An 18,710-nucleotide genomic window follows, 5' to 3' on the forward strand; every position below is an offset into this window, starting at 1 on the left:
CTTAAAGCTCCGGCGAAGCCGGTCAGGCCGGTATGGCTTCGGCGATATGCTCGGCCAGGCGGCGCACCTGGGACTCGTCGGCACCTTCCACCATCACCCGGATCAGCGGCTCGGTGCCCGACTTTCTCAGTAATACCCGGCCGTTGCCGGCCAGCTCGGTTTCGGCGGCGGCCACCCGCTGCTGTACTTCTTCATCGGCCAGCGGGTCGGTACCGGTGGCAAAGCGCACATTGACCAGTACCTGAGGGAACAGGGTCAGGTCGCGGCGCAGTTCGGCCAGGCTGCCCCCCTGATTTAACAGGGCACGCAGCACCTGCAGCGCCGCCACTATGCCGTCCCCGGTGCTGTTGTGATCCAGGCTGATGATATGGCCGGAATTTTCGCCGCCCAGTTTCCAGCCGTGCTCCTTGAGCAACTCCATCACATAGCGGTCCCCTACTTTGGCGCGTTTGAAGGGAATATCCAGCGCGGCCAGCGCCAGCTCCAGCGCCATATTGCTCATCAGGGTGCCGACCACGCCTCCTTCGAGCTTGCCCCGCTGCTGGGTGTCCCGGGCGATGATATAAAGCAGCTCGTCGCCGTCGAGCAGGGCCCCAGTATGATCCACCATGGCCAGGCGATCGCCGTCACCGTCAAAGGCGATGCCCAGATCGGCGCCGTGCTCCCGCACCGCCGCCTGCAGTGCCGCCGGCGCGGTGGAGCCGACGCCGTCGTTGATGTTGAGACCGTTGGGCTGCACACCGGTACGAATAACTTTGGCGCCCAGCTCTTCAAATACCGCCGGCGCGATGTGATAGGTGGCGCCGTGAGCACAGTCCAGCACTATGGTCAGGCCGTCCAGATGCAGACCCGACGGAAAGGTGCTCTTGCAGAATTCGATATAGCGGCCGGCGGCATCATTGATACGGCTGGCCTTGCCCAGCTGATCCGACGGCACGCAGTCCATGGGCTGATCCAGCATGGCTTCAATGGCCAGCTCCACCTCGTCGGGCAGCTTGGTGCCGTCGTGAGAGAAAAACTTGATGCCATTGTCATAATAGGGGTTGTGTGACGCGCTGATCACAATCCCTGCCTCGGCCCTGAAGGTGCGGGTCAGGTAGGCGATGGCCGGGGTCGGCATGGGGCCGAGCAGGGCGGCCTGCAGACCGGCGGCGGACAGCCCCGCCTCCAGCGCCGACTCCAGCATATAGCCGGAAATACGGGTGTCCTTGCCGATCAGCACCTTTTTGGTGCCGGTTTGTGACAGCACCTTGCCGGCCGCCCAGCCCAGCTTCATTACAAATTCGGGGGTAATGGGATATTCACCGACGCGGCCGCGGACCCCGTCGGTACCAAAATATTTTCTGCTCATGAAATGTGTTCCTGATAGTGGGCCGCCTTGCGCCATACGCGCAGGGCATCGACCATTTCCTTTACATCGTGCACCCGTACAATTTGTGCGCCTTGCGCCACTGCAAACAGATGGGCCGCCAGGGTACCGGCAAGGCGCTCGTTCACTTCGCGATCCAGCAGCTGGCCAATCATGGACTTGCGCGACATGCCTGCCAGCAATGGCAACCCCAGGCGATGCAGCTCACCGATACGGCCCAGCAGCTCGTAATTATGCTCCAGGGATTTGCCAAAACCGTAACCCGGATCCAGGCAGATGCGTTCGCGGGCAATGCCCGCCGCCTCGCAGGCATCCAGCCGCTCTTCAAGAAAGCGGGCAACATCAGCGACCACATCGTCATAATCCGGCGCCTGCTGCATGGTGCGGGGCTGGCCCTGCATGTGCATCAGGCACACGGCGGCACCGCTGGCGGCGGCCACCTTCAAGGCGTCCGGCTCGCGCAGGGCACGAATGTCGTTAATCAGATCGGCGCCGGCTTTCACCGCCTCGGCCATCACAGTCGCCTTGCTGGTATCCACGGAAATCCAGCAGTCCAGCTCGGTGCGCAACCGCTCGATTACGGGCACAACCCGCTCCAGCTCCTGCCGCTCGGCCACCTCATCGGCGCCGGGCCGGGTGGACTCACCGCCCACATCAATAATGGTGGCACCGTCGGCCACCATTTGCAGAGCATGGCGCAGGGCAGCGTCCTGACCGTGAAAACGGCCGCCATCGGAAAAAGAGTCGGGAGTGATATTGAGCACCCCCATCACCTGTGGTGTGGAGAGATCCAGCGTTCTGGATGAAGAAGATAACAACATAAACGGGTAATCCCTGAAAACAAAAAAGCCCCGGTAGACATGACCGGGGCTTAATTTATCACAAAACTCAGTTGCTGGTGGCGTCACCGGGCTTGTTCAGATCGGGTGAAGACGCTTTTTTGTCTTCGCTCTCGTCCTGCTTGTCACCGGTGCCGGCGGCCGGCCCCTGGGGCTTGTTGCCGTGCTCGTCCTTCCAGTCGGCAGGCGGACGGACCTCCCGGCGCGCCATCAGATCGTCGATCTGGCGGGCGTCGATGGTCTCGTACTTCATCAGCGCGTCTTTCATGGCATGCAGAATGTCGAGATTATCGTTCAGGATCTGCTTGGCCCGGTTGAAGTTGCGCTCGATGACCTGCTTGACTTCGGCGTCGATCAGCTTGGCGGTTTCATCAGACATGTGCTTGCTCTTGGCCGCAGTACGGCCCAGGAACACTTCGCCCTCTTCTTCCGCATACAGCAGGGGTCCCATTTTCTCGGACAGGCCCCACTGGGTCACCATCTTGTGGGCGATTTCGGTGGCCCGCTCGATGTCGTTGGAGGCCCCCGTGGTCACCTTGTCAAAGCCATAGATGATTTCTTCCGCCAGACGGCCGCCATACAGGCTGGAAATCATCGACTCCAGATGCTGCTTGCTGTAGCTGAAGCGATCCTGCTCGGGCAGGTACATGGTCACACCCAGGGCTCGGCCACGGGGAATGATGGACACCTTGTACACGGGATCGTGCTCGGGCACGATGCGGCCGACGATGGCATGGCCGGCTTCGTGGTAGGCGGTCATCTCCTTCTCGGACTCGGACATCACCATGGAGCGGCGCTCGGCGCCCATCATGATCTTGTCCTTGGCCTTTTCGAACTCTTCCATCGATACCAGACGACGGCCGCCACGGGCAGCAAACAGGGCGGCCTCGTTGACCAGGTTGGCCAGATCGGCACCACTGAAACCGGGGGTACCCCGGGCGATCAGCGAAGGCTCAACATCATCACCAAGAGGCACGCGACGCATATGCACCTTGAGGATCTGCTCACGGCCACGCACATCGGGCAGACCCACCACGACCTGACGGTCGAACCGGCCCGGACGCAGCAGCGCAGGGTCGAGTACGTCGGGACGGTTGGTGGCGGCGATCACGATAACGCCTTCATTGCCTTCAAAGCCGTCCATTTCCACCAGCATCTGGTTCAGGGTCTGCTCGCGTTCATCGTGACCGCCACCCAGACCGGCACCACGCTGGCGACCGACGGCGTCGATTTCATCGATAAACACGATGCAAGGGGCCGATTTTTTGGCCTGCTCGAACATATCGCGCACCCGGGATGCACCCACGCCCACAAACATTTCCACAAAGTCGGAGCCGGAAATGGTAAAGAAGGGCACCTTGGCTTCACCCGCAATGGCCTTGGCCAGCAGGGTTTTACCGGTACCCGGCGGACCCACCAGCAGAATACCGGTAGGAATGCGGCCACCCAGCTTCTGGAAGCGGCTGGGATCACGCAGGTAATCCACCAGCTCCTTTACATCTTCCTTGGCTTCATCACAGCCGGCCACATCGGCAAAGGTGGTTTTCACCTGGTCTTCGCCCATCAGCCGAGCCTTGCTTTTGCCGAAAGTCATGGCCCCCTTGCCGCCACCACCTTGCATCTGGCGCATAAAGAATACCCAGACGCCGATCAACAGCAGCATGGGGAACCAGGAAATAAAGATGGAGGTCAGCAGGCTGGGCTCTTCCGGCTTCTCACCCACTACCCGCACATTATTGTTGAGCAGGTCGTTAAGCAGCTGAGGGTCTTCGGAAGGCATGATGGTGGTAAAACGGTCACCGCTGCGCTTGACGCCATTGATGGTCTGGCCGTCCATACGCACTTCACGGATCTGGCCCTGAGCCACTTCCTGTACAAAAGTGGAATAATCCGTCTGGCGGCCGGACGGTTCACCTGGGCTGAAGCTCTGGAATACTGACATCAACACCACGGCAATGACCAACCACAGGATCAAATTTTTCGCCATGTCACTCAAATTACTAACCTCACCGGCTGACAGTTTATGACTGAAACAGGGTACTACAGTTTAAAACCTGTAGCCACAATGTAGACTTCTCGGGATCGGGGCCGCGAGGAGTCGGGTTTTCTTACCTTGACCGTAGCAAAAGACCGGCGCACATCGGCAAGAAATTCATCAAATCCGGCCCCCTGGAAGACTTTCACCACAAAACTGCCTCTGGGGGCCAGTACCTGCTTGCACATATCCAGCGCCAGCTCCACCAGATACATGGCTCTGGGCTGATCCACCTCGGGGGTACCACTCATGTTCGGCGCCATGTCCGACAGCAGCACATCCACCTTGTCGTCCCCTACCCGCTCCAGCAGGGCTCCCAGCACCGCCTCTTCACGAAAGTCGCCCTGCAGAAAGTCAACGCCGGCGATGGGGTCCATGGGCAGAATGTCGCAGGCGATCACCTTGCCGCTCTGGCCTACCTGCTCGGTGGCATACTGGCTCCAGCCGCCCGGGGCGGCCCCCAGATCCACCACCGTCATGCCGGCGCGCAGCAGCCGGTCGCGGCCCTGCAGCTCTTCCAGCTTGAATACGGCACGCGAGCGCAGGCCCTTTTTTTGTGCCTGTTGTACATATTTGTCGTCAAAGTGCTCTTTCAGCCAGCGGGTTGAGCTGGCCGAACGTTTCTTTTTGCCCATTAATTTGTCGCTCTGCTATTACCATTAGTGCCTAGATGGGGGTACAATGCTCCCCTTTCAACCTGATTAACCGAAGCATTTTGCAATGACCCTGAACAATAAGCAAAGACAATACCTCAAGGGACTGGCCCACAGCCTGAAGCCGGTGGTATTGCTTGGCCAGCATGGCCTGACCGAAGGCGTACTCGCCGAGATCGACCTGGCCCTGAACCACCACGAACTGATCAAGGTGAAGGTCGCCGCCGAAGACAGGGACGTTAAAAAGCTTGTCATGGACGCCATTGTGCGTGAAACCGGCGCCGTCAAGGTACAGACCATTGGTCATATTCTGACGATTTACCGTCAGAGCGAGCAGAAAAAAATCATTCTGCCCCGGGGGTAATTGCCCGTCAGCCAGAGTAAAAAAACACAGAGCCCCGAGGGGCTCTTTTTGTATCCGGGCATCCGGATAAAGACGGGAGTAGCCTGTGGGCCACTCCCGTCCGGGTTCAGAGGTACTCGACCTTGATGATCTCGTACTCCACCTCACCGGAGGGAGTCTTGACCACGGCCACGTCGTCTTCTTCCTTGCCGATCAGGCCCCGGGCGATGGGGGAGTTCACCGAAATCAGGTTGGCCTTGATATCGGACTCGTCGTCGCCCACGATGCGGTAGGTGATTTCCTGTTCGTCGTTGACGCGAAACAGGGTTACGGTGGAGCCGAAAATCACCTTGCCGTTTTTGGGCATGCGGGTCACGTCGATGATCTGGGCGTTGGACAGCTTGGCTTCAATTTCCTGAATGCGGCCTTCACAGAACCCCTGTTGCTCACGGGCGGCGTGATATTCGGCGTTTTCCTTCAGATCGCCGTGCTCACGGGCCTCGGCAATGGCCTCGATAATTTGCGGACGGCGCACGGATTTGAGGTGGTCCAGCTCTTCACGCAGCTTTTGCGCGCCGCGAATGGTCATCGGAGTTTGATTCATAATGGAAACCCGGTTCCTTTTGAACAACAAAATAACAAGAGCCCTGCCGGAACAGGGCTCAAATCGTTTACGTTTTTATGCAACGGTACCTGCGCTTGCAGTGCGATGCTGGCCGGCTGGCGAATAACCCAGCCTAATACAGCCGGCTTAACTGGTCAAATCGTCAAAAAAACGCTTTACCCCGTCAAAAAAGCCTTCCGACTTGGGTCTGTGCTTCCTGGCCGCGGAGCCACCGCAGGAATCCTCGAGCTGACGCAGCAGCTCCTTTTGCTCCTCGGTCAGGTTCACCGGCGTTTCTATGTACACCTTGCACACCAGATCGCCCAGCTGACCATTGCGGGCCGAGCGCACGCCCTTGCCCTTGAGCCGGAACATGCGGCCGGTCTGGGTTTCGGCGGGGATCTTGAGCTTGACCCGGCCGTCCAGAGTCGGCACCTGCACCTCGCCACCGAGGGCGGCAGCGGTAAAGCTGATGGGCACCTCGCAATAGAGGTTGTTGCCGTCGCGCACAAAGATATCGTGCTCGCGCACGTGCATCTGTACATACAGATCGCCCGCCGGGGCCCCGGCTTCGCCCGCTTCCCCTTCGCCGGACAGGCGAATACGATCGCCGGTGTCCACCCCCGCCGGAATTTTCACCGACAGGGTCTTGGTCTTCTGGTAACGGCCTTCGCCATGGCACTTGCTGCAGGGATCGCTGACGATCTTGCCCTTGCCGCGACAGTGCGGACAAGGCTGCTGCACGGTGAAAAAGCCCTGGCGCATCTGCACTTGGCCATGGCCGTGACAGGTGGGACAGGTCTTGGCCTGGGTGCCCGGCTTGGCGCCGCTGCCGTCGCACACGTCGCAACCGGCCAGGGTAGGCACCTTGATCTCTTTGGTCACGCCCCTGACCGCTTCTTCCAGGGTCAGCTCCATGTTGTAGCGCAGATCCGATCCGCGGGCAGAACGCTGCTGCCGGCCCCGTCCGCCGCCGAAAATGTCGCCGAATACGTCACCGAAAATATCACTGAAATCGGCACCGCCGCCAAAGCCGCCCTGACCACCGTGCTGACCATTGACCGCATCGTGGCCGAACTGATCGTAGGCGGCCCGCTTCTGGGCGTCGGTGAGTACTTCGTAGGCTTCGGTGGCTTCCTTGAACTTGTCGGCCGCGTCGGCATCGTCCTTGTTGCGATCGGGATGATATTTCATCGCCATTCGCTTGTAGGCTTTCTTGATTTCGCGCTCGTCGGCTCCCTTGGAGACGCCGAGCACTTCATAATAATCTCGTTTCGACATAGCTTGCGTGTTTACCTGCTGATTAACACAAAGGCGGGCGTTGGAGTCCCAACGCCCGCACGGTCAGCGTCTGTGCGCCGGGGTGGCCTTACTTCTTGTCGTCTTTGACTTCTTCGAACTCGGCGTCCACCACGTCGTCGTCGGCCTTCTTGCTGCCGGCATCCTGGGCACCCGCATCCTGAGCCTGGGACTGCGCCTTGGCCTGGGCGGCTTCCATCAGCTTCTGGGATGCTTCCAGCAGTGCCTGCTGCTTGGCTTCAATCTCGGCCTTGTCTTCACCACGAACGGCGGTTTCCAGCGCGCTCAGGGCAGACTCGATGGCGCTCTTGTCGTCGGCGGCCAGGGCGTCACCGGCTTCTTCCAGCTGCTTGCGGGTGGCGTGGGCCAGACCGTCGGCCTGGTTGCGGGCGGCGACCAGCTCCTCGAACTTCTTGTCTTCGGCGGCGTTGGCTTCGGCGGCGCGCACCATGGCGTCGATCTCTTCCTCGCTCAGACCGGAAGAGGCCTGAATGGTGATCTTCTGCTCCTTGCCGGTGTCCTTGTCCTTGGCGGACACGTGCAGAATGCCGTCGGCGTCGATGTCGAAGGTCACTTCAATCTGCGGCAGGCCGCGCGGCGCCGGACGAATACCTTCCAGGTTGAACTGGCCCAGCGACTTGTTGTCGGCGGCGCGCTTGCGCTCACCCTGAATGACGTGAATGGTCACGGCAGACTGGTTGTCTTCGGCGGTAGAGAACACCTGAGACTTCTTGGTCGGAATGGTGGTGTTCTTTTCGATCAGCGCGGTCATCACGCCACCCATGGTCTCGATACCCAGAGACAGCGGGGTCACGTCGAGCAGCAGCACGTCTTTTTTGTCGCCGGCCAGCACGGCGCCCTGAATGGCGGCACCTACGGCCACGGCTTCATCGGGGTTCACGTCCTTGCGCGGCTCCTTGCCGAAGAAGTCGCTCACGGCCTTCTGTACCAGCGGCATGCGGGTCTGACCGCCCACCAGGATCACGTCGTCAATGTCGGACACGGACAGACCGGCATCCTGCAGGGCGGTGCGCACCGGATCCAGTGACTTTCTGACCATGTCTTCTACCAGAGACTCCAGCTTGGCCCGGGTTACCTTGATGTTCAGGTGCTTGGGACCGGAGGCATCGGCGGTGATGTAGGGCAGGTTCACCTCGGTCTGCTGGGCGGAAGACAGCTCGCACTTGGCCTTTTCGGCGGCTTCCTTCAGACGCTGCAGGGCCAGCATGTCGTTGCGCAGGTCAAAGTTCTGCTCGCGCTTGAACTCTTCCACCAGGTAGGTAATCAGGCGGTTGTCGAAGTCTTCACCACCCAGGTGGGTGTCACCGTTGGTGGCCAGTACTTCAAAGGTCTTTTCGCCGTCCATGTCATCGATTTCGATGATGGAGATATCAAAGGTACCACCACCCAGATCGTATACGGCCACCTTGCGGTCGCCCTTGGACTTGTTCACGCCATAGGCAAAGGCGGCGGCGGTCGGCTCGTTGATAATGCGCTTCACGTCCAGACCGGCGATGCGGCCGGCGTCCTTGGTGGCCTGACGCTGGGCATCGTTGAAGTAGGCCGGTACGGTAATAACGGCTTCGGTGACCGGCTCGCCGAGGTAGTCTTCGGCGGTCTTCTTCATCTTCTTCAGCACTTCGGCGGAGATCTGCGGCGGCGCCATTTTCTTGTCTTTGGCTTCCACCCAGGCGTCACCGTTGTCGGCCTTGATGATGTTGAAGGGCATGATCTTGATATCGCGCTGAACTTCTTCGTCTTCAAAACGACGACCGATCAGGCGCTTGATGGCGAACAGGGTGTTTTTGGGGTTGGTCACGGCCTGGCGCTTGGCCGGCTGACCTACCAGGGTTTCGCCATCGTCGGTGTAGGCGATAATGGAGGGAGTGGTGCGGGCACCCTCGGCGTTTTCAATGACCCGTGGGGTATCCCCGTCCAGGATCGCAACGCAGGAGTTGGTGGTACCCAGATCGATGCCGATGATTTTACCCATAGAATCCTCTCTTGATATTGCTAATTCGGTAACAAGCGTTTTGATATTTTGCTTTAACGTCTATATGTGGCTGCCGGTTTGGGCTTTCAAGACGGCGCTCACATTTTTTTATGTATTGACCGGTATCAGGCCTGAGTGTCGGCGGCGGGGCCTTTTGACACCATTACCATGGCGGGACGCAGCACCCGGCCGTTAAGCTCATAGCCCTTCATCATTACCGCCAGCACGGCGTTGGCCGCCACTTCGTTGCTTTCCACCATGCTCATGGCCTGGTGCCGGTTGGGATCAAAGGGTTCGCCCTTGGGATCGATTTGCGCCACACCGAACTTCTCCACCGCGCTCAGCAGCGATTTCAGGGTCAGCTCCACCCCTTCATGCACGGCTTTGAAGGCATCGCTTTCATCGCTGGTGTGCTCAATGGCCCGTTCCAGGCTGTCGATCACCGGCAGCAGCTCGCCCACGAACTTTTCCAGGGCAAACTTCTGGGCCTTTTCCACATCCTGAGCGGCACGGCGGCGAATGTTCTCCATCTCGGCCACGGCCCGCAGGGCATTGTCCCGCTCTTCCTTGACACTGCTTTCGGCGGCGGCCAGCTTCTGTTCCAGTTCAGCCACATAAGCCGCATCGGGCTGGACGGTCTCTTGCTGCTCTGCCTCGGCGGCCGGCTGCGCCTGTTCCGGCTGTTGCTCCTGCTCCAGCTCGGCGGACTGTTCCGTATCAACCTGATTATGCTTGCTGCTCATGTTGTCTCCCGTGAGTATCAATTAACTTTGTGCCTATATGGGGGTGCCCTGCCCCATTTCAAGGGCTGAACTTCACAGACTTGTTTCCGCGTTGGTGGCGCTTGGGCAACACTCTGATTAGAATGGCGATTATTCAACAACGTCGAGCAACGCGGACCGCTTCGCCGGACAGCTATTTATGGAAACCGACTTCAATACCATCGCCCTTATCGGCAAACCGGATCATCAGGGCGCCAACCAGACCCTGGTGGCGCTGTATCGTTATCTGTCCGGCCTTGGCCTCAACGTGGTGATCGAACGCCGGGTAGGCGAACAGCTGGGGCTGGAGCGGGCCGAGCTGCTGGAAATGGTGGAGCTGGGAGAACGTGCGGACCTGGCCATCGTAGTGGGTGGCGACGGCAACATGCTGGGCTCGGCCCGGGTATTGTCCCGCTTTGATGTGGCGGTGGTGGGAGTCAACCGGGGCAACCTCGGCTTTTTGACCGATCTCTCTCCCGACAGCTTTGAGCAGCCGCTGGAACGCTTGCTTTCCGGCGACTACCAGACCGAACACCGCTTTCTGCTGGAAGCCCAGGTGCACCGCCACGGCCAGCTCAAGGCCAGCAATACCGCCATGAACGAGGCGGTGCTGCATCCGGGCAAAATCGCCCACATGATCGAGTTTGAGGTGTATATCAACGGCCATTTCATGTACAGCCAGCGCGCTGACGGCATGATAGTGGCCACCCCCACCGGCTCCACCGCCTATTCGCTTTCCGCCGGTGGCCCCATTCTCACGCCCAATCTCAATGCCATTACCCTGGTGCCCATGTTCCCCCATACCCTGAGCTGCCGGCCCATTGTGATCGACGCCGATGCCCAGATAAAGATGGTGCTTTCCCCTGCCAACAAAAGCGAACACATGCTGGTGAGCTGCGACGGCCATGTGTCGCTGGCGGTGCAGCCCGGGGATGAAATTCACATCAACAAGAGCCCGCACCGGCTGAAACTGCTGCATCCCCGCGGCCACAGCTACTTCGAAGTGCTGCGCAGCAAGCTGGGCTGGGGCAGCAAGCTGTTCTGATCTTGCACTGTATAAAACTACAGTATACTGTATTCCCATACAGCATCTTTTTTGTTGCAGGGAATCATCATGTTGCTTCAGCTCACCATCAGCAATTTCGCCATCGTTTCCTTTCTTGAGCTGGATCTGCGCCAGGGCATGACCAGCATTACCGGCGAAACCGGCGCCGGCAAATCCATTGCCATCGACGCCCTGGCCCTGGCCCTGGGCGAGCGAGCCGACGCCGACTCGGTGCGCCCCGGCGCCGACAAGGCCGACATCAGCGCCCGCTTTCGCGTCGACAAGCTGCCCAGGGTCAAGGCCTGGCTCAGTGAGCAGGAGCTGGACGAGCAGGATGAATGCATACTGCGCCGTACTCTCAGCCGGGAAGGCCGTTCCCGTGGCTATATCAACGGTACCCCGGTTCCCCTGTCGCAACTCAAGGCGCTGGGCGCCCTGCTGGTCAACATTCACGGCCAGCACGCCCATCAGGAGCTGCAAAAGCCCGATCACCAGCGCGCCCTGCTCGACGCCTATGCCGGCCATCATCAGCTGGTGAGCGGTGTCAGCCACAGCTATCAGCACTGGCGCCAGCTCAACAACGAACGCAAACGGCTGCTGGAAGAACAGGAAAAATGGCAGGCAGAGCGCCAGCTGCTGGAGTATCAGGTGGCCGAGCTCGACGAGCTGGCCCTGAGCGAAGAGGAATTTCCCGAACTGGAAGCCGAACACAAACGGCTTTCCAACGGTGCCGAGCTGGTTAACGACTGTCAGCTGGCGCTGGACGTGCTGGGCGACAATGACGAAACCAATGCCCTGCAGCTGCTGCGTCAGGGCCTGAAAACCCTGGGCGAGCTGGTTGCCATGGACTCACGCCTGAGTCCGGTGCTGGAAATGGTGGAAAGCAGCCTTATTCAGCTGGAAGAAGGCCACAGCGAGCTGGGCCGGTATCTGGACCGGCTGGAACTGGATCCGGAGCGCCTGCACGAGGTGGAAAGTCGCATGAGCAAGGTAATGGAGCTGTCGCGCAAGCATCATGTGCCCGCCGGGGAGCTGTTTGGCTTTCATCAGCAGCTCAAGGCCCGGCTGGCCGACATGGATCACAGCAGCAGCCGGCTGGAAGGGCTGGACGATGAAGTGGAGCTGGCCCGTGAAGACTTTGTGCAGGCCGCCGAACGCCTGAGCCAGAGCCGCCAGCGTTACGCCGCTGCCCTCAACAAACAGATCACCCAGAGTCTGCACCGGCTCAGCATGGAAAAGGGGCGTTTTGAAATTCAGGTCAACGCCGATGCCGGCGCCGGTTTTTCACCGCTGGGCATTGACCGGGTGGAATTTCTGGTGAGCACCAACCCGGGTCAGCCCATGAGCCCCCTGGCCCGGGTGGCCTCGGGGGGCGAGCTGTCGCGCATCAGTCTGGCCATTCAGGTGATCACCGCCCAGAAGGTAGAGACACCCACCCTTATTTTCGATGAGGTGGATGTGGGCGTAAGCGGCCCCACCGCCGCCGTGGTGGGCAAACTGCTGCGCCAGCTGGGTGAGTCCACCCAGGTACTGGTGATCACTCACCTGCCTCAGGTGGCGGGCAATGGTCACCAGCACTTCTTTGTGAGCAAGAGCAGCGACACCGATCACACCGAAACCCGTATGCAGGAACTGGATGAGCAGCACCGTCTGCAGGAGCTGGCCCGGCTGCTGGGCGGCAACCGCATTACCGACAATACCCTGGCCAACGCCCGGGAGCTGCTGGTGTGCTGAAAGCGGATTACACCAGCCGGCGGGCGGCACCCACCACAATGTCGATGGCTTTTTGCTCGGTGTTCTGCATGGTGCTTTCGTCGGGGGTTTCCTGCTGGGTGCGGTTGACGATCACCCCTGCCACACAACCGGCCTTCAGGCCCTGACTGGAGCACATGGTAAACAGGGTCGCCGACTCCATTTCGTAGTTGAGCACCCCCATTGACTGCCATTCCTTCATGCTGCCCTGGAACCGGCGCAGCATGCGGGCCGAGTGGGTGTCGTAGCGTTCCTGCCCCGGATAAAAGGTATCGGAGGAAGCGGTAATACCCACATGAGGCGCCACGCCCTGCTCCCGGGCCGCATCCACCAGAGCACAGGTGCAGTCAAAATCCGCCACCGCCGGAAACTCCGGAGGCGCAAAGTGGCTACTGGCGCCATCGAGACGGACGGCACCCGTGGTCACGATAATGTCGCCTACCTCCACTCCGGGCTGAATGGCCCCCGTGGTGCCCACCCGCAAAAAGGTGCGCACGCCCAGCTGGGCCAGCTCTTCCACCGCAATGGAAGTAGAAGGTCCGCCAATGCCGGTAGAGCATACCACCACCGGCTTGCCATCCAGCTCGCCCAGCCAGGAGGTAAACTCACGCTGGCTGGCCAGGTGCACCGGGTTTTCCAGGTGACGGGCAATGCGCTCCACCCGTTCCGGAGCACCGGGCAGAATGGCCAGTGCTGCACCGTGCAAATCCTCGTCGGTGACACCCAGGTGAAAAACATGTTTGGTCATAACGAAGCTCCTCAAGCGAGTACAATAATCCCGAATAGTAAGCCAGCCGAAGGTAAATCACCATGCTCAGCTGCGGAACCAACGCCAGCGGCGCCGGTCAGTCTTTTACATCCCATTGCAGTGCCGCTATGATGCCGGCAGGACTCTCAGGACATAACCGCCTATGCAACTCAAAAGCTTGATATTACCCCTTTTTCTCACTCTACCCCTGACCGCCTGCAACCTGGTCTATAAGGTCGACATTCCCCAGGGCAACTATCTGGAAGAAAAACAGGTGGCACAGCTTCGTCAGGGCATGACCAAAGAGCAGGTTCGTTACCTGCTGGGCAACCCCATGAGCCTGGACGGTTTTAACCACAACCGCTGGGTTTATATCTACTATTTCAAGCCGGGCCGGGGGGAGCTGGAACAAAAACGTCTAGTGCTGGACTTTATCAATGATGGCCTGGCCTCTATAGGCGGTGACTATACTCAGCCCGAGACCTTTGAGCAGGGACTTTAATCCCGCCCCAATAAATAATGGAGCCTTGTGGCTCCATTATTTATTTGCGACTGCGCTTGGGATCCGGCCGGCCACCGGTGACCTTGTCGGCGCGGCCTTCCTCCTTGGCCTGCTCCGCCCGGCGCCGGCGTATCTCTTTCGGATCGGCCAGCAAGGGCCGGTAGATCTCGATGCGATCACCCTCGTGCACCGGCTGGCCGAGTTTTACCTGACGGCTGAAAATGCCCACCGCATTCTGCTCGAGATCGATCTCCGGAAACTGCTGCAGCATGCCGGACTGCTCGATGATCTCCCGTACCGTGGCCTCGGGCGGCACCCGCAGGCTCAGCACCGTCTGCCGGTCCGGCAGGGCATAGACCACTTCAACCTGAATAAGATTCACTGCCGTATACCTCCCTCGCCCGTTCACTGAAGGCATGCACCATGGCGTTGGTCAGCTCCTTGAAAATGCCGCCGAATGCCAGTTCCACCAGCCGTGACTGAAATTCGAAATGCAGTTTCAGCTCCACCTTGCAGGCATCTTCATCGAGAGGAATAAAGGTCCAGCCGCCGTTCAGCGACTTGAAGGGGCCATCCACCAGTTCCACATTAATCTTGTGATCCTGTTCAAGACGGTTACGGGTGGTAAAGGTCTTGCGGATCCCGGCCTTGGCCACGTCGAGCGCCGCCGTGATGCTGTGTTCGCTTTTTTCCAGCACGCGACTGGCCACACAACCAGGCAGAAACTGCGGGTAGTCGTCTACATTGTTGACCAGCTCATACATCTGCTTGGCACTGAACATCACCAGCGCACTTCGGGTAATACTCGGCATAACCTCTCCTGGCATTCTGACCGGCCGATTTTAACACTTATGGGACCCAGGCTCACCCCTGGAAGCTGCTTAAAAAGACACCGATCGCCAGTTCACCAATTCCCAAGCACCAAAGGGCACCGTATAATGCGTGCACTATGGCAAAAAACAAAACCAAAAAGAAACCCGGCTCCAACACCATCGCCGTTAACCGCAAGGCACGGCACGAATATTCCATTGAGGAAAAACTCGAAGCCGGTGTTGAGCTGCAAGGATGGGAAGTCAAGGCGCTGCGGGCCGGCAAGGCCAACATTGGCGAGGCTTACGTGTTTATGCGAAACGGTGAGGCATTTCTGTTTGCCGCCACCATCACCCCGCTTAACATGGCCTCCACTCACGTGGTGTGTGACCCGTTACGCACCCGCAAGCTGCTGTTGCACAAGCGCCAGCTGGACAGGCTTACCGGCCTGATCGAGCGGGAAGGCTACACCCTGGTACCGCTGTCGCTGTACTGGTCCAAGTCCTGGGTCAAGGCCGAAATTGGCCTGGTAAAAGGCAAAAAAGCCCACGACAAACGCCAGGACGTGAAGGAGCGCGACTGGAAGCGGGAAAAGGCCCGCATGATGAAACACAAGGGACGCTGAGTTGAGGCTTGTGTTTCAGCAATATTTGAAATAAGATCGAACTGTTCCTTGGGGCTGATTCAGGATTCGACGAGATTCTCGAACTCCTAGGTGCATGCCGAGGTGCGATAGGCCTCGTTAAACAATCGCAAAAAAATAGTCGCAAACGACGAAAACTACGCACTCGCAGCTTAATAACCTGCTGAGAGCCCTTCTGCCCTAGCTTGCCTGTGACTTAGGGAATCGGAAGGTCATCCTTCACAGGATCGCGTGGATGCCGTGCCTGACGGTTGAAGCGTTAAAACCAATTCAGGATAGTCTGTCTGTGGCGTGTCAGTCCGCAGCAGCTGGCGAATTTAATGACTGACTAAGCATGTAGTACCGACGATGTAGGTTTTTCGGACGCGGGTTCAACTCCCGCCAGCTCCACCAATCGATTGGAAAGGCCCCGCAAGGGGCCTTTTTGTTTGGTAATCAGTTACTTAATGCTCACCCGCCCTTCCTGAAAAACCACCTGAAACCCTGCTTACTGTCACACCTGGTATCCCATTATGGACCACCTGCGCTGATAAACCGAAAACACCGACTGGCTGGCATCCCGAAGCCTCCTATCACTCGCGCTCCCCTTTCTCCCCCTGCGAACCATTACGTATACTTTCGGCAAAGGGAGGAGCATCATGGAACGAGAAGCCAGCAATACCTGCGCTCTGGTAATGACAGGTGGTGGTGCCCGGGCTGCATATCAGGTTGGGGTGCTGAAGGCCATTGCCGAGTGTTACCCGCGGGGTCATGCCATTCCCTTTCCCATTTTGTGCGGCACTTCGGCAGGTGCCATCAATGCCACAGCCCTGGCCTGTTATGCATCCTGCTTTCATCTTGGCGTACGCAAGCTGGAATATGTCTGGCGCCACCTCAACACCCACAAGGTACTGAGGTTGCAGCTGGGGCGCATAATCAGCCATTCGGTAAAAACTCTGGTAAAGGGAGCACTGGGCAAGCCCACACAAATGGCGCTGCCATTGTTTGACAACAGCCCACTGGAGCGCTTGCTGGAGACCCTGATCGACTTTCAGCGCATAGACAACAACCTGCTTTATGGCGCGCTGGAGGTGCTGGCGGTAACCGCCTCCAACTACAACACCGGAGACTCCACCACCTTTTTTCAGGGCCGGCCCTATCATCAACCCTGGGCCCGGGCGGGCCGCTCGGGGCGTTCGTCCATTATTGCCACGCCGCACCTGATGGCCAGCAGCGCCCTGCCCTTTGTATTCAAGCCCTGCCGGCTGCAGAACCACTTTTTCGGCGATGGCTCCATTCACCAGCTCAACCCCTTGAGTCCGGCCATTCACCTGGGCGCCAGCCGGATACTTATCATCAGCCTGGCCCATGACGAGGTGGACCCGGACCATTTATCCAGTAACCCCAGCAGCTCCGATATTGCCGGTCACCTGCTCGACACCATTTTTACCGATGCACTCACCTCGGATATTGAGCGGCTGCAGCGAATCAACAGCACCATCCGGCTGATCCCCGAGCGCAAGCGGGAACAGCTGAGCCTGCGCCATATCGATAACCTGGTGCTCAAACCCAGCCGTAACCTGGATGAAATGACGCTGCAGCATTTTCATCGCCTGCCCTGGAACATTCGGGCCCTGCTCAGTCTGTTTGGCGTGGAAGCCGGCGATGCCACCGGCCTGGCAAGCTTTTTACTGTTTGAACGGGAATACACCCGGGAGCTGATTGATCTGGGCTATGCCGATACGCACAAACGGCTGGAGGAAGTCTGTTTGTTTCTGGATCTGGAGCCGTCGCTGCGAAGAACGGGGACTTGAGGGGTGAGGTGAGGATGGAGCGCGGGCAGCCTGCCCGCAATTTGGTGCGACGCGCCAACGTCTTGAGCGCCCTGGAGGACGCTAATGCAGGCTGGCAGCCTGCGCTCCAGGGGTCCACTCCATTTTCCAGCCGGGCTGACCGGGTTTGGCGGCAAAGCCGGAACACACGAATACCCCCACGGCGGCCACCAGCTGTTCACCCAGCATCAGCAAGGGCACCCGCTCCCGGTGCCAGGGAGGCACACCATATTCCTGCCACAGCTTCTTTAAGGGACGGGAACCGCTTCTGCCCACAGGGCGGGCCCGCAGGCCGGACACGGCAAAGGCGATATGCAGTTGCTGCGGTGCCAGATCGACCCTGAGATCTGCCTCATCTTCAACCCGGCAAAGCCGCAGCCGGCCGACGCCCAGCGCCAGCCATTGCTCTGGCTCAAGGAGGGAGGCGGCAACCGGTTTCCCCTGTAATACCGGCACATAGAGGTGCCCCTGATAACGGCGGAGCGTTTTGCCGCCAATATTAAACACCGGATCCGCATCCACCCGGGCCTGGGCCAGCTCATGCCAAACCACCTTCAGCTGGCTGAGGCTCAAGTGCAGCCCTGCTCGTGCCAGCCAGTAACGCAGAGCGTTATTGCGCCGGGTCTGGCTGAGCCGGGAAAGTCCGGCAACACAAAGGCCGCCATGGTCGTTTTGCAGCGCCGGCAGATCCTGCCCGGCCAGTGCCTCGGCCAGCTCCAGCTGCTCGGCACAGAGTCCGGCACTGCGGCTGGCGGTATGGGCAAAGGCCGGCCACTGGGCCAGCAGGCGCGGCAGGATCTCGTTACGCAAAAAGTTGCGGTCAAAGCGGTTGTCGGCATTTGAAGGGTCTTCCACCCAGCTCAAGCCCTGCTCGGTTGCAAAGCGTTCAAGCTCGGCGCGGGAAACCTGCAGCAGGGGCCTGAGCTGGATCCCTTGTCCCAGAGGCTTGCATTCCGGCATGGCGGCCAGCCCGGCAATGCCGGCACCACGCTTGAGCGCCAGCAGCAGGGTCTCGGCCTGATCATCCAGGTGATGACCGGTAAGCAGGGCGGCCCCGGATGGCAGCTCGTCGGCCAGGGCTGCGTAGCGGGCGTTGCGGGCGGCGGCTTCCAGGCTGATGCGTGGGCCGGTTTCCACCTTTACCTGCAGAATGCGGCAAGGCACATTCAGGCTTTCCGCTACACGCGCGCAATGCGCCGGCCAGGCGTCGGCCGCCGCCTGCAGGCCGTGGTGCACATGCAGAGCATGAATCTCGCGCGCTTGTTCAGCGGCCAGTCGCGCTGCCAGCACCAGCAAGACGGTGGAGTCGAGCCCGCCGCTGAAGGCGACATAAAGCGGGCCCTGAGGGTAAAGGTCGTTGATGCGTTGGAGGAAACGGGGATAGAGAGACATGATGAGTCCAATGGAGCGCGGGCAGCCTGCCCGCTGTTTGGTGCAAAGCGCCAACTTTTTTAAGCGCCCTACCGGGCGCTAATGCAGGCTAGCGGCCCCTATTCAGGGACA

18 protein-coding genes and 1 other RNA gene are annotated in these 18,710 nt (G+C 59.6%); 7 read left to right on the forward strand and 12 right to left on the reverse strand.

All coding sequences use genetic code 11. The features are described from left to right. Window positions 1–22 precede the first annotated feature (22 nt). The 4 genes from glmM to rlmE all read right to left on the reverse strand — a co-directional run bounded on the left by glmM (window position 23) and on the right by rlmE (window position 4,878). Window positions 23–1,351, reverse strand: a complete 1,329-nt coding sequence (glmM, locus tag DA373_RS01225) for a phosphoglucosamine mutase (protein WP_107850529.1) — start codon at window positions 1,349–1,351, stop codon at window positions 23–25. Beyond that, window positions 1,348–2,190 carry a dihydropteroate synthase gene (gene folP / locus DA373_RS01230; protein ID WP_107850530.1) on the reverse strand — a complete coding sequence of 281 codons (843 nt, stop codon included), beginning with the start codon at window positions 2,188–2,190 and terminating at the stop codon, window positions 1,348–1,350. The genes glmM and folP overlap by 4 nt, the downstream gene beginning before the upstream one ends. 67 nt (window positions 2,191–2,257) lie before the next feature. Continuing rightward, on the reverse strand, window positions 2,258–4,204 hold the full coding sequence (ftsH, locus tag DA373_RS01235) for an ATP-dependent zinc metalloprotease FtsH (RefSeq protein WP_107850531.1): 1,947 nt from the start codon (window positions 4,202–4,204) through the stop codon (window positions 2,258–2,260). Window positions 4,205–4,248: 44 nt separating this feature from the next. Further along, window positions 4,249–4,878, reverse strand: coding sequence for a 23S rRNA (uridine(2552)-2'-O)-methyltransferase RlmE (gene rlmE / locus DA373_RS01240; RefSeq protein WP_107850532.1), 630 nt, complete (start codon window positions 4,876–4,878; stop codon window positions 4,249–4,251). 85 nt (window positions 4,879–4,963) lie between these two features. On the opposite strand from rlmE, the gene yhbY reads away from it, so the two are divergent. Continuing rightward, window positions 4,964–5,260 carry a ribosome assembly RNA-binding protein YhbY gene (gene yhbY / locus DA373_RS01245; protein WP_107850533.1) on the forward strand — a complete coding sequence of 99 codons (297 nt, stop codon included), beginning with the start codon at window positions 4,964–4,966 and terminating at the stop codon, window positions 5,258–5,260. 106 nt (window positions 5,261–5,366) lie between these two features. Here the strand turns inward: yhbY and greA are convergent, their stop codons facing one another. The 4 genes from greA to grpE all read right to left on the reverse strand — a co-directional run bounded on the left by greA (window position 5,367) and on the right by grpE (window position 9,878). Beyond that, window positions 5,367–5,843, reverse strand: a complete 477-nt coding sequence (gene greA, locus DA373_RS01250) for a transcription elongation factor GreA (protein WP_107850534.1) — start codon at window positions 5,841–5,843, stop codon at window positions 5,367–5,369. A gap of 147 nt (window positions 5,844–5,990) precedes the next feature. Further along, complete coding sequence (gene dnaJ, locus DA373_RS01255; RefSeq protein ID WP_107850535.1) at window positions 5,991–7,124, reverse strand: molecular chaperone DnaJ; 1,134 nt, start codon at window positions 7,122–7,124, stop codon at window positions 5,991–5,993. Between the two features lie 88 nt (window positions 7,125–7,212). Beyond that, the gene (dnaK, locus tag DA373_RS01260; RefSeq protein WP_107850536.1) at window positions 7,213–9,135 is read right to left on the reverse strand and encodes a molecular chaperone DnaK; all 1,923 of its coding nucleotides are present in this window, start codon (window positions 9,133–9,135) and stop codon (window positions 7,213–7,215) included. A 125-nt stretch (window positions 9,136–9,260) separates the two neighbouring features. Next, on the reverse strand, window positions 9,261–9,878 hold the full coding sequence (gene grpE / locus DA373_RS01265) for a nucleotide exchange factor GrpE (protein WP_107850537.1): 618 nt from the start codon (window positions 9,876–9,878) through the stop codon (window positions 9,261–9,263). A 178-nt stretch (window positions 9,879–10,056) separates the two neighbouring features. On the opposite strand from grpE, the gene nadK reads away from it, so the two are divergent. Together nadK and recN are read left to right on the forward strand one after the other, a co-directional pair. Beyond that, window positions 10,057–10,941 (forward strand): NAD(+) kinase, encoded by an 885-nt coding sequence (gene nadK, locus DA373_RS01270; protein WP_107850538.1) that lies wholly within the window; start codon window positions 10,057–10,059, stop codon window positions 10,939–10,941. Window positions 10,942–11,010: 69 nt separating this feature from the next. Beyond that, window positions 11,011–12,675, forward strand: coding sequence for a DNA repair protein RecN (gene recN, locus DA373_RS01275; RefSeq protein ID WP_107850539.1), 1,665 nt, complete (start codon window positions 11,011–11,013; stop codon window positions 12,673–12,675). Between the two features lie 7 nt (window positions 12,676–12,682). On the opposite strand, the gene udp is transcribed toward recN, so the two are convergent. Further along, on the reverse strand, window positions 12,683–13,441 hold the full coding sequence (udp, locus tag DA373_RS01280) for a uridine phosphorylase (RefSeq protein ID WP_107850540.1): 759 nt from the start codon (window positions 13,439–13,441) through the stop codon (window positions 12,683–12,685). Window positions 13,442–13,604: 163 nt separating this feature from the next. Here udp and DA373_RS01285 point away from each other — a divergent pair, with 163 nt between their 5' ends. Next, entirely contained in the window at window positions 13,605–13,943 is a 339-nt protein-coding gene (locus DA373_RS01285) for an outer membrane protein assembly factor BamE (RefSeq protein WP_107850541.1), read from the forward strand. 40 nt (window positions 13,944–13,983) lie between these two features. Here DA373_RS01285 and DA373_RS01290 read toward each other — a convergent pair whose 3' ends face one another. Continuing rightward, window positions 13,984–14,325, reverse strand: a complete 342-nt coding sequence (locus DA373_RS01290; protein ID WP_232821160.1) for an RnfH family protein — start codon at window positions 14,323–14,325, stop codon at window positions 13,984–13,986. Then, on the reverse strand, window positions 14,306–14,755 hold the full coding sequence (locus DA373_RS01295; protein ID WP_107850543.1) for an SRPBCC family protein: 450 nt from the start codon (window positions 14,753–14,755) through the stop codon (window positions 14,306–14,308). The genes DA373_RS01290 and DA373_RS01295 overlap by 20 nt, the downstream gene beginning before the upstream one ends. 137 nt (window positions 14,756–14,892) lie before the next feature. On the opposite strand from DA373_RS01295, the gene smpB reads away from it, so the two are divergent. The 3 genes from smpB (at window position 14,893) to DA373_RS01310 (ending at window position 17,189) form a co-directional block, all read left to right on the forward strand. Next, window positions 14,893–15,378, forward strand: coding sequence for an SsrA-binding protein SmpB (gene smpB, locus DA373_RS01300; RefSeq protein ID WP_107850544.1), 486 nt, complete (start codon window positions 14,893–14,895; stop codon window positions 15,376–15,378). Between the two features lie 50 nt (window positions 15,379–15,428). Continuing rightward, window positions 15,429–15,789: a transfer-messenger RNA gene (ssrA, locus tag DA373_RS01305) on the forward strand. Between the two features lie 245 nt (window positions 15,790–16,034). Then, window positions 16,035–17,189, forward strand: a complete 1,155-nt coding sequence (locus DA373_RS01310; RefSeq protein WP_107850545.1) for a patatin-like phospholipase family protein — start codon at window positions 16,035–16,037, stop codon at window positions 17,187–17,189. Between the two features lie 81 nt (window positions 17,190–17,270). Here the strand turns inward: DA373_RS01310 and tilS are convergent, their stop codons facing one another. Continuing rightward, window positions 17,271–18,599 (reverse strand): tRNA lysidine(34) synthetase TilS, encoded by a 1,329-nt coding sequence (gene tilS / locus DA373_RS01315; protein WP_107850546.1) that lies wholly within the window; start codon window positions 18,597–18,599, stop codon window positions 17,271–17,273. Window positions 18,600–18,710 lie beyond the last annotated feature (111 nt).

It is taken from the genome of Oceanimonas marisflavi, from assembly GCF_003049725.1.
Classification (GTDB): Bacteria; Pseudomonadota; Gammaproteobacteria; order Enterobacterales; family Aeromonadaceae; genus Oceanimonas; species Oceanimonas marisflavi.

Bases quoted from the DNA above. Each gene is read 5' to 3' on its own strand.
- glmM (WP_107850529.1), bottom strand. From the start codon at position 1,351: ATGAGCAGAAAATATTTTGGTACCGACGGGGTCCGCGGCCGCGTCGGT.
- folP (WP_107850530.1), bottom strand. From the start codon at position 2,190: ATGTTGTTATCTTCTTCATCCAGAACGCTGGATCTCTCCACACCACAG.
- rlmE (WP_107850532.1), bottom strand. From the start codon at position 4,878: ATGGGCAAAAAGAAACGTTCGGCCAGCTCAACCCGCTGGCTGAAAGAG.
- yhbY (WP_107850533.1), top strand. From the start codon at position 4,964: ATGACCCTGAACAATAAGCAAAGACAATACCTCAAGGGACTGGCCCAC.
- greA (WP_107850534.1), bottom strand. From the start codon at position 5,843: ATGAATCAAACTCCGATGACCATTCGCGGCGCGCAAAAGCTGCGTGAA.
- dnaJ (WP_107850535.1), bottom strand. From the start codon at position 7,124: ATGTCGAAACGAGATTATTATGAAGTGCTCGGCGTCTCCAAGGGAGCC.
- dnaK (WP_107850536.1), bottom strand. From the start codon at position 9,135: ATGGGTAAAATCATCGGCATCGATCTGGGTACCACCAACTCCTGCGTT.
- grpE (WP_107850537.1), bottom strand. From the start codon at position 9,878: ATGAGCAGCAAGCATAATCAGGTTGATACGGAACAGTCCGCCGAGCTG.
- nadK (WP_107850538.1), top strand. From the start codon at position 10,057: ATGGAAACCGACTTCAATACCATCGCCCTTATCGGCAAACCGGATCAT.
- recN (WP_107850539.1), top strand. From the start codon at position 11,011: ATGTTGCTTCAGCTCACCATCAGCAATTTCGCCATCGTTTCCTTTCTT.
- udp (WP_107850540.1), bottom strand. From the start codon at position 13,441: ATGACCAAACATGTTTTTCACCTGGGTGTCACCGACGAGGATTTGCAC.
- DA373_RS01285 (WP_107850541.1), top strand. From the start codon at position 13,605: ATGCAACTCAAAAGCTTGATATTACCCCTTTTTCTCACTCTACCCCTG.
- DA373_RS01295 (WP_107850543.1), bottom strand. From the start codon at position 14,755: ATGCCGAGTATTACCCGAAGTGCGCTGGTGATGTTCAGTGCCAAGCAG.
- smpB (WP_107850544.1), top strand. From the start codon at position 14,893: ATGGCAAAAAACAAAACCAAAAAGAAACCCGGCTCCAACACCATCGCC.
- DA373_RS01310 (WP_107850545.1), top strand. From the start codon at position 16,035: ATGGAACGAGAAGCCAGCAATACCTGCGCTCTGGTAATGACAGGTGGT.
- tilS (WP_107850546.1), bottom strand. From the start codon at position 18,599: ATGTCTCTCTATCCCCGTTTCCTCCAACGCATCAACGACCTTTACCCT.